Origin of the sequence: Candidatus Arsenophonus triatominarum (genome assembly GCF_001640365.1) — a bacterium.
Classification (GTDB): Bacteria; Pseudomonadota; Gammaproteobacteria; order Enterobacterales; family Enterobacteriaceae; genus Arsenophonus; species Arsenophonus triatominarum.
The window spans coordinates 1-13,051 of the sequence record NZ_LWMI01000088.1 but is presented as its reverse complement, the minus strand read 5'-3'; the positions used below and the strand labels follow the sequence as shown (position 1 = coordinate 13,051).

Annotated in this window: 21 protein-coding genes and 1 pseudogene; 12 read left to right on the top strand and 10 right to left on the bottom strand. The window is 35.7% G+C overall.

What is annotated here, in order from left to right; translation table 11 throughout:
• The 6 genes and pseudogenes from AYJ55_RS34275 to AYJ55_RS27490 form a co-directional block, all read right to left on the bottom strand.
• A pseudogene (locus AYJ55_RS34275) lies at positions 1–151 on the bottom strand (DNA replication protein DnaC); the annotation flags it as partial.
• Complete coding sequence (locus AYJ55_RS34270) at positions 148–306, bottom strand: hypothetical protein (protein ID WP_245677575.1); 159 nt, start codon at positions 304–306, stop codon at positions 148–150. The pseudogene AYJ55_RS34275 and the gene AYJ55_RS34270, both read right to left, overlap by 4 nt.
• A gap of 115 nt (positions 307–421) precedes the next feature.
• Entirely contained in the window at positions 422–1,564 is a 1,143-nt protein-coding gene (locus AYJ55_RS24040) for a hypothetical protein (protein WP_187153376.1), read from the bottom strand.
• Between the two features lie 143 nt (positions 1,565–1,707).
• Complete coding sequence (locus AYJ55_RS24035) at positions 1,708–1,986, bottom strand: hypothetical protein (RefSeq protein ID WP_063657620.1); 279 nt, start codon at positions 1,984–1,986, stop codon at positions 1,708–1,710.
• Between the two features lie 388 nt (positions 1,987–2,374).
• Positions 2,375–2,584, bottom strand: coding sequence for a hypothetical protein (locus tag AYJ55_RS24030; RefSeq protein WP_063657619.1), 210 nt, complete (start codon positions 2,582–2,584; stop codon positions 2,375–2,377).
• 201 nt (positions 2,585–2,785) lie between these two features.
• Positions 2,786–3,052 carry a hypothetical protein gene (locus AYJ55_RS27490; protein ID WP_074168171.1) on the bottom strand — a complete coding sequence of 89 codons (267 nt, stop codon included), beginning with the start codon at positions 3,050–3,052 and terminating at the stop codon, positions 2,786–2,788.
• A gap of 8 nt (positions 3,053–3,060) precedes the next feature.
• On the opposite strand from AYJ55_RS27490, the gene AYJ55_RS24020 reads away from it, so the two are divergent.
• The 4 genes from AYJ55_RS24020 (at position 3,061) to AYJ55_RS24010 (ending at position 4,870) form a co-directional block, all read left to right on the top strand.
• Positions 3,061–3,426, top strand: a complete 366-nt coding sequence (locus tag AYJ55_RS24020; protein WP_162505736.1) for a cytosine permease — start codon at positions 3,061–3,063, stop codon at positions 3,424–3,426.
• A 130-nt stretch (positions 3,427–3,556) separates the two neighbouring features.
• Positions 3,557–4,027, top strand: coding sequence for a plasmid segregation protein ParM domain-containing protein (parM, locus tag AYJ55_RS34265; RefSeq protein ID WP_245677574.1), 471 nt, complete (start codon positions 3,557–3,559; stop codon positions 4,025–4,027).
• Complete coding sequence (locus AYJ55_RS34260) at positions 3,964–4,521, top strand: acetate and sugar kinases/Hsc70/actin family protein (RefSeq protein WP_245677573.1); 558 nt, start codon at positions 3,964–3,966, stop codon at positions 4,519–4,521. The genes parM and AYJ55_RS34260 overlap by 64 nt, the downstream gene beginning before the upstream one ends.
• 1 nt (position 4,522) lies before the next feature.
• On the top strand, positions 4,523–4,870 hold the full coding sequence (locus tag AYJ55_RS24010; RefSeq protein WP_063657615.1) for a hypothetical protein: 348 nt from the start codon (positions 4,523–4,525) through the stop codon (positions 4,868–4,870).
• Positions 4,871–5,033: 163 nt separating this feature from the next.
• Here the strand turns inward: AYJ55_RS24010 and AYJ55_RS24005 are convergent, their stop codons facing one another.
• The 4 genes from AYJ55_RS24005 to AYJ55_RS23990 all read right to left on the bottom strand — a co-directional run bounded on the left by AYJ55_RS24005 (position 5,034) and on the right by AYJ55_RS23990 (position 7,200).
• Positions 5,034–5,306, bottom strand: a complete 273-nt coding sequence (locus AYJ55_RS24005) for a hypothetical protein (RefSeq protein WP_063657708.1) — start codon at positions 5,304–5,306, stop codon at positions 5,034–5,036.
• 3 nt (positions 5,307–5,309) lie between these two features.
• Entirely contained in the window at positions 5,310–5,582 is a 273-nt protein-coding gene (locus AYJ55_RS24000; protein WP_063657613.1) for an HU family DNA-binding protein, read from the bottom strand.
• A 36-nt stretch (positions 5,583–5,618) separates the two neighbouring features.
• Positions 5,619–6,683, bottom strand: coding sequence for a replication initiation protein (locus AYJ55_RS23995; RefSeq protein ID WP_063658172.1), 1,065 nt, complete (start codon positions 6,681–6,683; stop codon positions 5,619–5,621).
• 337 nt (positions 6,684–7,020) lie between these two features.
• Positions 7,021–7,200, bottom strand: a complete 180-nt coding sequence (locus tag AYJ55_RS23990; RefSeq protein WP_063657710.1) for a hypothetical protein — start codon at positions 7,198–7,200, stop codon at positions 7,021–7,023.
• A gap of 294 nt (positions 7,201–7,494) precedes the next feature.
• On the opposite strand from AYJ55_RS23990, the gene AYJ55_RS23985 reads away from it, so the two are divergent.
• The 8 genes from AYJ55_RS23985 to AYJ55_RS23950 all read left to right on the top strand — a co-directional run bounded on the left by AYJ55_RS23985 (position 7,495) and on the right by AYJ55_RS23950 (position 12,382).
• A complete protein-coding gene (locus tag AYJ55_RS23985) occupies positions 7,495–7,686 on the top strand; it encodes a hypothetical protein (RefSeq protein WP_063657711.1) in 192 nt (63 codons plus the stop codon).
• A gap of 457 nt (positions 7,687–8,143) precedes the next feature.
• On the top strand, positions 8,144–8,626 hold the full coding sequence (locus AYJ55_RS23980) for a replication/maintenance protein RepL (protein WP_187153343.1): 483 nt from the start codon (positions 8,144–8,146) through the stop codon (positions 8,624–8,626).
• Positions 8,627–8,833: 207 nt separating this feature from the next.
• Complete coding sequence (locus tag AYJ55_RS23975) at positions 8,834–9,025, top strand: hypothetical protein (RefSeq protein ID WP_063657713.1); 192 nt, start codon at positions 8,834–8,836, stop codon at positions 9,023–9,025.
• 497 nt (positions 9,026–9,522) lie between these two features.
• Positions 9,523–9,930 carry a replication/maintenance protein RepL gene (locus AYJ55_RS23970; protein WP_063657714.1) on the top strand — a complete coding sequence of 136 codons (408 nt, stop codon included), beginning with the start codon at positions 9,523–9,525 and terminating at the stop codon, positions 9,928–9,930.
• A gap of 210 nt (positions 9,931–10,140) precedes the next feature.
• Positions 10,141–10,332, top strand: coding sequence for a hypothetical protein (locus AYJ55_RS23965; RefSeq protein ID WP_063657704.1), 192 nt, complete (start codon positions 10,141–10,143; stop codon positions 10,330–10,332).
• A 457-nt stretch (positions 10,333–10,789) separates the two neighbouring features.
• Positions 10,790–11,272 (top strand): replication/maintenance protein RepL, encoded by a 483-nt coding sequence (locus AYJ55_RS23960; protein WP_187153343.1) that lies wholly within the window; start codon positions 10,790–10,792, stop codon positions 11,270–11,272.
• A 207-nt stretch (positions 11,273–11,479) separates the two neighbouring features.
• On the top strand, positions 11,480–11,671 hold the full coding sequence (locus AYJ55_RS23955) for a hypothetical protein (protein ID WP_063657713.1): 192 nt from the start codon (positions 11,480–11,482) through the stop codon (positions 11,669–11,671).
• Between the two features lie 495 nt (positions 11,672–12,166).
• The gene (locus AYJ55_RS23950; RefSeq protein WP_063658171.1) at positions 12,167–12,382 is read left to right on the top strand and encodes a hypothetical protein; all 216 of its coding nucleotides are present in this window, start codon (positions 12,167–12,169) and stop codon (positions 12,380–12,382) included.
• Positions 12,383–13,051 lie beyond the last annotated feature (669 nt).

Genomic DNA, 13,051 nt, shown 5'->3' with positions numbered 1-13,051 from the left:
GGTAATACACAATAACGGATCGCCCTTTGCTCATGAGATAATGCCCTATCGCTGCTGCAAGATGATTTTTGCCTGTTCCGCATCCACCGCTAAAAACAAATCCGCCAAATCCCACTCCAAAATTCTTTGCAAAGGCGACGGATTGGTTCAACGCATTTTTCTGACCGGCGTTGAAAACGCGATAATTTTCAAATCGGCAATGTGCATGCAACGGGGCGATACCCGAGCGCCAAACAAGTTTTCTATCCGGCGTTGCTTGCGAAAAATAGCGTCTTGCAAACTGGCTTCTTCGGATATTTTTTGCATTCTTGCCAAATGTTCTTCCCAGCTACAGGCAATTGGCTTGATATTGGGCGGCATGATTTTTGCAATCGTTGAATAATATTCATAGTTTTTTCGCAAAAAACAGATTAACCGTTAATCACCACAAAACCTTCGGGATTACTTGGGCGTGTTGTGATCTCGTTGATGAGACTATTTCGCTGATATTTTTTTGCTCAATCCACGAAACCTCAAAGCCTTGCCAGTTTCTAAGCATGCATTCAGCCAGCACGTTATCGGTGGAATATCCTAGTTCATTGGCTTCGTTGACTGCTGTCGCCAGTCGGTTCAGGGCGGTTTGTGTCAGTGGCGCTTTTTTGTTTTTGCGGTGTTGAAGATAATCATCCCAAACTGATTCACTGGGTTTCTGCTCAAACAGGGACAAATTCAGTTCAGATTTTTTCGTGATGATCTTAGTTTTGGGTAGCGAAATACCTCCCGCAACTACCAAAACACCATCTTGCAGATAGTCTTCTGCTGTGGAAGATTTCCGCAGTAAGATTATCCCTGATTTCAGACAGGCTAGTTTAGCGAAAGATTTTTCTCTGGGAGAGCTTGCGTCGATTTCAATGCCACATTGGTTGCCGTGCTTGTCACTCACCAGCAAATCAACTCTGCCAGAACGACAATCACCCCGTTCCTGTACTCGAAACTCCCTGTTGCACTCGAAACCAAGTCCGATAATTTTTTGCTCAACGGCTCGATGTAGCTCATCGGCAGACTTGTCGACAAACTCCTGAAATTCACCACGCAGCGAATCCGCCAAAATTAGCTTCAAGTCAAAATTTTGAGAAGGAAGGGTTAGGGATGGTTTATATATTTCTGTAATCTTTGTAGTAATCTCTTGATCAAACGAACTCGATAATGTCGATTCCCCGAACTCGACAATGTCTACTTCGGGAGCTCCATTTTCTCCATCTCGCGAAACTCCCTTTTTTGAGTTGGCGAAATTATCCAGAATTTCATTAAGCTTACCTTCATCAATTTTGTAATATGTTTTATGTTCAAGCCGTTTTTCTGTAACGAGTAAAACTCCAATTGCGACTAATTTTTTTATTGCTGTTCGTTGTTCGTCATGTGTCAATCCGGTTTCTTCTTCAAGATCATCTCGAGTTTTGTAAACTCCTAATTCAGAATTAGCTTTGTCCTGCCAGTAAAATATTTGGGAAAAAAGAATTGCTGCGGTTAATCCACCAAGCGGTTTGGCTAAATTTGGATAATACGCATGTGGATTACCTATCAATCGTAATGTAGCGGCACTTTTCACTCAATCACTCCCGTTATTGAATTTTTGAGAACGATTTCATATAAAAATGAGAAAATCATCATATGAAAAAACGTGTGATTTCCCTGGGGGGTTAAAGTAGATTTGAAGAAAAATAATTTTTAATTATAAAAATAGGCGTCAATGCGCGCTCTTTGTTCGATGATTTTTTGTTTTTGTTGTTTTTTGCGGTAATTCATAAACAGATTGGCATAAACCACAATCTGTCGTTGAAAATTCTGTAATTGCTGGCGTGGATTTTCGTGTCGCCAAAACGCTTTTTTGAGTTCTTGATTAAATTCACGTTCAGCGTCTTTCTTGGCAAGAAATTCAATTTTCCTGATTTCTCGCCTGATTTTTGCATTACTCTTACTTTCTTTAAAAATAATTTCTTGGGGCATTTTCCCTCCTGAGCGCTATATTTTGATGTTTCTGAATTTCAGATGATAACAACCCCGTAAAAACGAAGAGTTAAATACGATTTCCACAAATCGAATGAATGTGGATAACCGTGTTATTGAATAAAAAACACCAAAACAGAACACACAAAAACGGCATTCTGTCCTCTGCGACTCGCAGAGAGGAAAACCCCAAATTGTATAAAGAGCAAATGCTGTGCAAAAGACAGCTAAAAATAGATTTTACAATTGTAAGTCTAAAATTAAATTTGTCAAATAGTTGATCAAATTCAATAACTTAAATAAAAAATAAACTGATCAAAATCAATAAGTTACGATTAAAAAATAATCGTATTTTTAAGGTTGGATGATTGAATTTTTCAGCGATAATTTAGCAATTTTTTGTTGCGTATATTTTTGCTCTGCTTTCGCCTATCAAACTTCCATTTCCACCTTCAACATCAAAGTGGTAAATCAGCCCTTTTTCGGTGAATTCTTGCTTTTTCAATTTCACGATTTTCAAGATTTCGTCGTTGTGAAAAACGGACATACCTGCTTGTAACCGCCGAAAGGTTGTTCTGTATTTGTTAGCTTGAATCATGATAAATTCCCCTTGTTTTCGAGCGAAAAGAACTAGAAATATCAGAACAATTCTTATTGTTTATAAAAAAGGGAATATGCTCCGTTGTTGCTACATATTCCCTTTGGGTGTTTACTTGATTTCCAACTCGTGTCTGGAAATCAGAAAAATAAAAAAACAAATATAGTTATTATTGTAGTTCCCTAGTGTTGGCCAACTGGCCTATGAAATCTGTTTGCAAAAGCCCATTTTCTCGGGGTTTTTCATTATAAAAATCCGGTTATTTTTATTTGTAATATCTAAAACGTACTCGTACATCAGCATTCCCTCATCCAAACAAGAGAAACAAAAATCTAGGCGCCAGATTTGGAATTGAGATCGGGTGGCAGACTGAATGGGGTTAGTACTACCGGACAAAGTGAACGGCGAGCCTTTCGGCTCCCCCATCCAGCCAACCATAGAAAGTGGCGTAGGAAGTGTGCCGGCCATAATACTTCATGCCGGTCTTGATTTCATCACGGGGCACTGCGCTATCGATGATGGGCATCTTAAACCACTTTGTAGATTTCCTTTCCATACTTGGCATTATTTTCCCACCAATAACTGGTGTCATGCTGGTTGATTACTACATTTTGAAAACGAGCAGGAAAATTCTAGACGAAACTAGAGAAAAACGGATATTACCTTCTGATTCAGATACTCCTTTAATTGGCTGGTCTGCTATTTTTGCTTGTATTGCTGGCACACTTGTCGGCGTATTCTTCAACTTCGGCATCCCCTCGTTGAATTCTATTCTGATGGCTGGAGTGACTTATTGGATTTTGATGATAATAACAAGAAAAAAAAGCATCAAAAACTCATAAAGTAATATAAAATTCAAATTTTAATGACTATTTAGCAGCAAAAATGATGCTAAAATTCATAAATTATATTGCTGAATGTATTTTTTCATCTAAAATGACAATTATTTGATGCAAAAAAGATGAGGAAAACATGAAAGTTTTTATCGATGATGGCTCAACGAATATAAAATTAATTTGGCTAGAAAATGATGAAAAAAAAGTAGCTATTGTTCCAACCAGTTTTAAGCGTGGCTGGGTCGCTGACATTGGTAACGATGATATCGTTAATTTTTTAATTGAAGGTGAAAAATATTCTTTTGATAAATTGGATATTCGAAATATAACAACCAATAACAGCGAGTGGCAATATAGCCTGATAAATACTGTCGCCATTCATCATGCTCTATTGCAAACTAGCATTATTCCTCAAGAAGTTGATATTACTGTTACTTTGCCATTGGCAGAATATTATGACGAAGATAATCAGATAAATTTTGATAATATAGAGAGGAAGAAAAAAAACTTAAGAAAAATCGTATCAAACAATAAAATTTTCCAATGTTTTCTTTTAAAGAAATATCTGTTAAACCTGAATCAATACCTGCCGGATTTGATAAATTGATTGATATTCCAGAAACACAATCAATGTTAATTGTCGATATAGGTGGGACTACGTTAGACATTGCTCAAATTAGCGGAAATATGTCAGGGGTTGTTAATTTAGCTGGTGATTCTGATATTGGTGTTTCAATAATTACACGTGAAATTAAACGTATATTAGAAACAGCAAACACTTGTGCTTCAAATTACATTGCTGATCAGTTCATCATTAATCGCCACAATAAAGAATGGCTCAAAAAAAATACAAACGATCCAAGTAAAATAAATACCGTTGTATCAGCTATTAATCAAAATATAAAACGATTATCTGATCGAGTTATCGAGTCAGTGAGTCTTTTTAGTGGTTATTCATATGTTCTTGTGATAGGTGGTGGCGCTCCTATAATTTCTGATGCTTTAAAAGACCATACAAAAATTATACCAGAGCGTTTTTATATGTCAGAAACCCCACAGCTAGATCTTGTTAACGGACTTTATTTAATGGGGAGAAATTAAGGTGAAAAATAAAAATGTCCGTAGATTTACTTTATCACTTTCTGAAACTGATCAATCAGAAGCATGGCTAATAAAACACTTGAACAAATCTGATAAAATCAACAAAGAATGCAAACGAGCTTTGCTGGCCGGCTTTGCTCTTGATAAGGCATCACCTAGGCTCGTTGATATATTATCTCGGCTTTTAGGAGATGATATAGAGTCACAGCAAATAAAAGAGCTAGTTTATGTTTTCCTTGCTAATCAGGCCAATTTACCAAACAACAATAAAACAAATGATTATTCAACAACTTCAACCAATAATTACGATATAGCATTGAAAAAAAGTAAATCCTTCATGGCAGATTGATTACTTTATGTTGAATTAGCCAACTTTCGCAGTTGGCTTTTTCTATTTCTGAAACCTGAAAACTCAAAAGTTGCTATAACGCATTGTGGGCAACGATAAATTTTTAGACGTACGAATTTACGTTTTTATCGAGAAAATCTCTCATAATTGATTACAGGACGTTTTAGAGGGTGTTCTGACTCTTCTTTCTGTCTTTCTTTAGCACTTCAATGAAGACTTGCTCGAATTCGTCATTTTTGGGTAGGTCTTGATTGAGGATATATTTTCTGACGAAAAAATCGGGTTCAATGCCTAATCGTCTTGAGGCTTCAAAACCTCGCTTGACCCAATCCAGCGGCAAAGTGTGCTCATGGGCTAATTCCTCTGCCCAATGCCAATCAAACTGTTTGATTTCATCTTCACACAGAATACGAATTGAACTTGCGTCATAGGTCATGAATTACTTCACCGCATCTTTGAGATTTTGACCTGCTTTAAAACTCGGTACATTTGCAGCAGCAATTTTAAGTGGTTCGCCTGTTTTTGGGTTTCGTCCTTCCCTAGCTGCTCGTTGCTTAACCTGAAAACTACCAAAGCCAATGAGTTGTACGTCATTGCCGGATTTCAAAGATTCTGTCACAGATTCTATGAAAGCGTTAATCGACTTCTCTGCGTCTTTCTTGCTCAAACCTGATTTCGCTGCAACTTTACTGATGAGTTCTGTTTTGTTCATGGTGTGCCTTTTCAAATCAAAAATTTTGTATTAATTCTAGGTCTTTTTTAGAAAAGGAAATATCTTTGTTTTGTTCAGTTTTTGCAACGGATATTTTTGTATTTTGCCTTCTCTCATCGCCAACTCTCGTTTTTTCTCTTCGTGCCAATTTCGTTTACAATACTTTGAGCATTCCACTGCTCTGCGCAAATCTGGCATAGTTAAACGCAATGTAGGGTCGTATTTCTTCAAATCTTTCTCGTACTGATAGAGAATCTCAGTGTTTTTCTTCATCCATTCGCCTTCGTCGTGAGAACCAGATTTGACATGTGGGCGCTTGGCTAGTCTTGGTCGTGTTGGTTTTGTTTTGAATAGATCGTCTTTTTCTAGAAGATAAGTAATTTCAATGTCTGTTATTGACCTGCCTGTTTTTATAGTACGCCAATTTAAGGAAATTTCTGTAAGTGACTGGATCTGTTCGAAAGCAGGCATTAGTGTGAATTTTTTTATATTATTGAATTCTTTTGATATGTTTGGAAAAATCTTACGTATTTGCAAAATTGATAATTTCAGCATATGAACTTCTAACTTTTTAGACTTTTTTAATTCAATATTTTTAGCTTTTTTTATTTCACTTAACATTATTAGATATAATCTAAATGCTATTGGATTTGTTAAATTTTGGATTGATTCTATAGAACATATTGTAAAATTACCTTTTAACTCAAAAAGGTATGGCTCTATACTTTTAGTAAATCTTAAAACTATTTTGCTACAATCTTCTTGTTTTTCATAAAAACTACCTCCGTCTATCCAGTTAGAAAAATTAATTGTTCTCATATTGTTTTTATCTAACCTAAAAAACTCTATTTGTTTTTTCGATAGGCTAATTAATGCTTCTCTCATAGTCACCCAGACCTTTTGTTCGTTAGTACTGAACATGTTAATAAATTCTTTTGGGTACAATGTGATATTACCTGGATTTTCTGTTTTTGAGTCTACTTTGGATAAAGCTAATACAAGTAGACGCATTTCATTACGGTTAAGTTTATAGCTAGCATTAATCAAATCGTTACTTTGTACTAAGTTGTAATTTGGATCTCTATCTAGAGTTGCACTCATTTTTTAATCCTTTTAAGGTGAAAATAATTATTCGTGACTGTTTTTATTTATCTTTCCTTTTAACTTTGTTATTTAATTATTCCTTTATAAACATAAAGTTACACAAGATAAGCCGTAGCAAAAAGTCGTTATAGCCGTAGCAAAAAGTCGTTATAGCCGTAGCAAAAAGTCGTTATAGCCGTAGCGTTTTTCTGTGGATAAAATTGAAGTTTATAGAATCATAAATTTATATAAATTCTTATATATCAGTTAGTTGTTTTTATTACTGTTGAATTTTCACTATTAAAAAAACCATTCTATTTATTATTACTTAATAATAGCCGTAGCAAAAAGTCGTTTAATTTTTTTCTGATAGTGATTCTTCTAACATATTAGTTGCTTCTATAACTGCATCAATTAATCTATATTTATCATGTCCTTGTGATTTTTTAATCATTCTTATTTTATCTATCCTTTCTTTCACTTCTCTTGGAATTCTTATAGATACATAATCATCATAGACTATTTTTTTTGACATAAATTTCTCCTTTAATCTGCAATGATAATAGTAATTTGACAAAAAAAAGCAACAAAAAATTGACTTTATTTTTGTTGCTATAATATTGATGTAGTCGCTCCATGTAAGTGCTGTAACACCTACACAGAGCTAACCCAAACCTACGGTAACTAGGAGTAAGGCTAATGAAAAAGTCTACCTTCCGCGTGCTTGTCTGTGAAGCACCGAATAACATAATTAAGTTGTTTGTTGAAGAATCCCGCAATTTAACCCTTCGTCAGCGTGCCCGAATTCTCCAGCGAGTTGGGGTGCGGCATGAAATACTTCAAAGCAACCATCATCACTAACGTTGACCACGAGAAGGGTAAGACAACAAATTTCATCTATCTTTCCTCTGAGACGAAAATAGCTGCCAAGAAATTGGCCTCTCAACATATCTTTAAAACGGACGGCGCAAACTGCTGTTTTTACAAATCGCCCAGATTGGAAGAAATTAGTATTTTGTGATTTTCGCGTGACTGTGTTCCCTTTAATTTCCGGTTATCTTCCGCTTCCTCGCCCGTTCGCTCGCGTTGCTCGGTCACTTGGCTGTGGCGAGCGGTGCGGGTTAAGTTTTGAAAAGATTTTTTGATTTTTTTAACGCAGGAGACGTTGAAACGGAGCGCCACTTGTGAGTACAAAATAGCGTCAACGAGGAAGGGGGGGTTAGTTTGTTACTATTTAGTTGTCTGGCATTTCGTACTGATTAAAAACAATATATAACCCATCCTATGTATTAAAAGGGATTGTATCTATTTTTATCACTTCACAAGGGTATATATGTACCGTTATGGAGTTACACTTGTAACTTCTGAAAGATACATTTACACCTTTTAAAAAAGGTATTAAAATACCTTATTGACAAGGTATATTTTTGTATGTAAATTGTCACGTTATATAGAGTGACATATGCGGACAAGACATGGTGACTAAAAAGAGAATAAAAACTGCATTTTATGAGCAAAAAAAAGACACTGTGGATATAAACACTGGAGAAATAATTTCTGAATCAAAGACAACATTATCTCGTTATTCATCTGAACCGCCATATGTGAAAATGTATATTGATGATATATGTTCAATGATTAAAGTTCCTGACTCATTAAAAAACGTCTTGTTTCTTATGCTTAGAAAGCTCGATTATGATGGTTATATGACTCTTTCAACCAGATATAGAAAATCAATGTGTGACCAACTTAGTATTAAAGATGGGACTCTAAGAAATAGATTGGCTCTTCTTGTAAAAAAAGGATTTGTTCTGAGTGAGGGAGGAAATGAATATTTAGCCAACCCTAAATTTTTTGCTAGGGGAGAATGGAAGTCCATCATAGAACAAAGATCAGCATTTGAATTAAAAATTAAATATTCAGAAGACGGTAGAGAAATTACTACAGAAAGAATTTTATAAACTAGTCGCTAACTGATGGGAATGGTGATCCCAAAAGTTAGCTAATCCAAACCCTAACAGTACTAGGAGTCGGACTATGGGAAATAGTACCTTCCGTGTGCGCGTAATTGAAGCGCAAAATCAAATCATCGAGTTATTCGTTCGAACCTCACGCAATTTAACCCTTCGTCAGCGTGCCCGAATTCTCCAGCGAGTTGGGGGTGCGGCATGAAATACTTCAAAGCAACCATCATCACTAACGTTGACCACGAGAAGGGTAAGACAACAAATTTCATCTATCTTTCCTCTGAGACGAAAATAGCTGCCAAGAAATTGGCCTCTCAACATATCTTTGAGACTGACGGCGCAAATTGCTGTTTTTACAAATCGCCCAGATTGGAAGAAATTAGTATTTTGTGATTTTCGCGTGACTGTGTTCCCTTTAATTTCCGGTTATCTTCCGCTTCCTCGCCCGTTCGCTCGCGTTGCTCGGTCACTTGGCTGTGGCGAGCGGTGGGCGTTTTAATTTTAAGGATTTTTTGGATTATTTTTTAATTTTCTTTCTAAGTTTAGCTTGCGAGCACCGAACACCGTCGACGAGGAAGCGGAAATTAGTTTGTTGCTACTGAGTTGTCTTGTAACTCCTGAAAAACAAGAAAGAATCTAAGATAGATAAATAGTTATATATAAATCAGTATTTTAAATAAATTTTGGTAATCATATAATTAGTTAAGGTAACTATATGATTATATGTTAATAACTAAATAATCATTATTAATAACTATATAATTATTTTTAATAATTAAAAAAGTTATTTTTAGGATATGAAAACTTTTATTTAATAACTTTAAAAAAAACTTGAAATAATTTTTTTTATTATTATAGTTAACTTTAAAATTTATTTAAATGAGGCCGATATGGGACGTAGACATGTAAACCTAGAAACAGGGGAAATAACTCAAGAGCCTGATTTTATAAAGGTTTATATAAATGACCTATGTAATGTAAAGGGAGTTACTGGGCTTCAAATGAACATATTTCATTTTATGTTAAAACATATGAATGATCACAATGAAGTATCTTATGGTAAATCTGCAAAAGATAGATTTTGTAAAAGACATGATACTAGTTTAGCTGCCTTTAATAACAATATTAAAGCGTTAATAGCTGCTGGTTTAATAGAAAGAGTAAATCGAGGAGAATTTCGAGTTAATAAGAAGTACGCAGTTAAAGTTGATTGGGATAGGGTTCAATCCATCATTTGGGTTAGTACCTACACCAAAAACGGAAAAACAGAAGAGATTACATTTTCAGAGATGAAATGATTTTATAGTCGCTGACTACAAGAGTCGTTACCTCTTGCAATCAGCTAACCCAAAACCTAAGATGACTAGGAGTTGAGCTATGCGAAATAGTACCTTCCGTGTGCGCGTAATTGAAGCGCAAAATCAAATCATCGAGTTATTCGTTCGAACCTCACGCAATTTAACCCGTCGTCAGCGTGCCCGAATTCTCCAGCGAGTTGGGGGTGCGGCATGAAATACTTCAAAGCAACTATCATCACTAACGTTGACCACGAGAAGGGTAAGACAACAAATTTCATCTATCTTTCCTCTGAGATGAAAATAGCTGCCAAGAAATTGGCTTCTCAACATATCTTTGAGACTGACGGCGCAAATTGCTGTTTTTACAAATCGCCCAGATTGGAAGAAATTAGTATTTTGTGATTTTCGCGTGACTGTGTTCCCTTTAATTTCCGGTTATCTTCCGCTTCCTCGCCCGTTCGCTCGCGTTGCTCGGTCACTTGGCTGTGGCGAGCGGTGCGGGTTAAGTTTTGAAAAGATTTTTTGATTTTTTTAACGCAGGAGACGTTGAAACGGAGCGCCACTTGTGAGTACAAAATAGCGTCAACGAGGAAGGGGGGGTTAGTTTGTTACTATTTAGTTGTCTGGCATTTCGTACTGATTAAAAACAATATATAACCCATCCTATGTATTAAAAGGGATTGTATCTATTTTTATCACTTCACAAGGGTATATATGTACCGTTATGGAGTTACACTTGTAACTTCTGAAAGATACATTTACACCTTTTAAAAAAGGTATTAAAATACCTTATTGACAAGGTATATTTTTGTATGTAAATTGTCACGTTATATAGAGTGACATATGCGGACAAGACATGGTGACTAAAAAGAGAATAAAAACTGCATTTTATGAGCAAAAAAAAGACACTGTGGATATAAACACTGGAGAAATAATTTCTGAATCAAAGACAACATTATCTCGTTATTCATCTGAACCGCCATATGTGAAAATGTATATTGATGATATATGTTCAATGATTAAAGTTCCTGACTCATTAAAAAACGTCTTGTTTCTTATGCTTAGAAAGCTCGATTATGATGGTTATATGACTCTTTCAACCAGATATAGAAAATCAATGTGTGACCAACTTAGTATTAAAGATGGGACTCTAAGAAATAGATTGGCTCTTCTTGTAAAAAAAGGATTTGTTCTGAGTGAGGGAGGAAATGAATATTTAGCCAACCCTAAATTTTTTGCTAGGGGAGAATGGAAGTCCATCATAGAACAAAGATCAGCATTTGAATTAAAAATTAAATATTCAGAAGACGGTAGAGAAATTACTACAGAAAGAATTTTATAAACTAGTCGCTAACTGATGGGAATGGTGATCCCAAAAGTTAGCTAATCCAAACCCTAACAGTACTAGGAGTCGGACTATGGGAAATAGTACCTTCCGTGTGCGCGTAATTGAAGCGCAAAATCAAATCATCGAGTTATTCGTTCGAACCTCACGCAATTTAACCCTTCGTCAGCGTGCCCGAATTCTCCAGCGAGTTGGGGGTGCGGCATGAAATACTTCAAAGCAACCATCATCACTAACGTTGACCACGAGAAGGGTAAGACAACAAATTTCATCTATCTTTCCTCTGAGACGAAAATAGCTGCCAAGAAATTGGCCTCTCAACATATCTTTGAGACTGACGGCGCAAATTGCTGTTTTTACAAATCGCCCAGATTGGAAGAAATTAGTATTTTGTGATTTTCGCGTGACTGTGTTCCCTTTAATTTCCGGTTATCTTCCGCTTCCTCGCCCGTTCGCTCGCGTTGCTCGGTCACTTGGCTGTGGCGAGCGGTGGGCGTTTTAATTTTAAGGATTTTTTGGATTATTTTTTAATTTTCTTTCTAAGTTTAGCTTGCGAGCACCGAACACCGTCGACGAGGAAGCGGAAATTAGTTTGTTGCTACTGAGTTGTCTTGTAACTCCTGAAAAACAAGAAAGAATCTAAGATAGATAAATAGTTATATATAAATCAGTATTTTAAATAAATTTTGGTAATCATATAATTAGTTAAGGTAACTATATGATTATATGTTAATAACTAAATAATCATTATTAATAACTATATAATTATTTTTAATAATTAAAAAGTTATTTTTAGGATATGAAAACTTTTATTTAATAACTTTAAAAAAAACTTGAAATAATTTTTTTATTATTATAGTTAACTTTAAAATTTATTTAAATGAGGCCGATATGGGACGTAGACATGTAAACCTAGAAACAGGGGAAATAACTCAAGAGCCTGATTTTATAAAGGTTTATATAAATGACCTATGTAATGTAAAGGGAGTTACTGGGCTTCAAATGAACATATTTCATTTTATGTTAAAACATATGAATGATCACAATGAAGTATCTTATGGTAAATCTGCAAAAGATAGATTTGTAAAAGACATGATACTAGTTTAGCTGCCTTTAATAACAATATTAAAGCGTTAATAGCTGCTGGTTTAATAGAAAGAGTAAATCGAGGAGAATTTCGAGTTAATAAGAAGTACGCAGTTAAAGTTGATTGGGATAGGGTTCAATCCATCATTTGGGTTAGTACCTACACCAAAAACGGAAAAACAGAAGAGATTACATTTTCAGAGATGAAATGATTTTATAGTCGCTGACTACAAGAGTCGTTACCTCTTGCAATCAGCTAACCCAAAACCTAAGATGACTAGGAGTTGAGCTATGCGAAATAGTACCTTCCGTGTGCGCGTAATTGAAGCGCAAAATCAAATCATCGAGTTATTCGTTCGAACCTCACGCAATTTAACCCGTCGTCAGCGTGCCGAATTCTCCAGCGAGTTGGGGTGCGGCATGAAATACTTCAAGCAACTATCATCACTAACGTTGACCACGAGAAGGGTAAGACAACAAATTTCATCTATCTTTCCTCTGAGATGAAATAGCTGCCAAGAAATTGGCTTCTCAACATATCTTTGAGACTGACGGCGCATTGCTGTTTTTACAAATCGCCACAGATTGGAAGAAATTAGTATTTTGTGATTTTCGCGTGACTGTGTTCCCTTTATTTCCGTTATCTTCCGCTTCCTCGCCCGTTCGCTCGCGTTGCTCGGTCACTTGGCT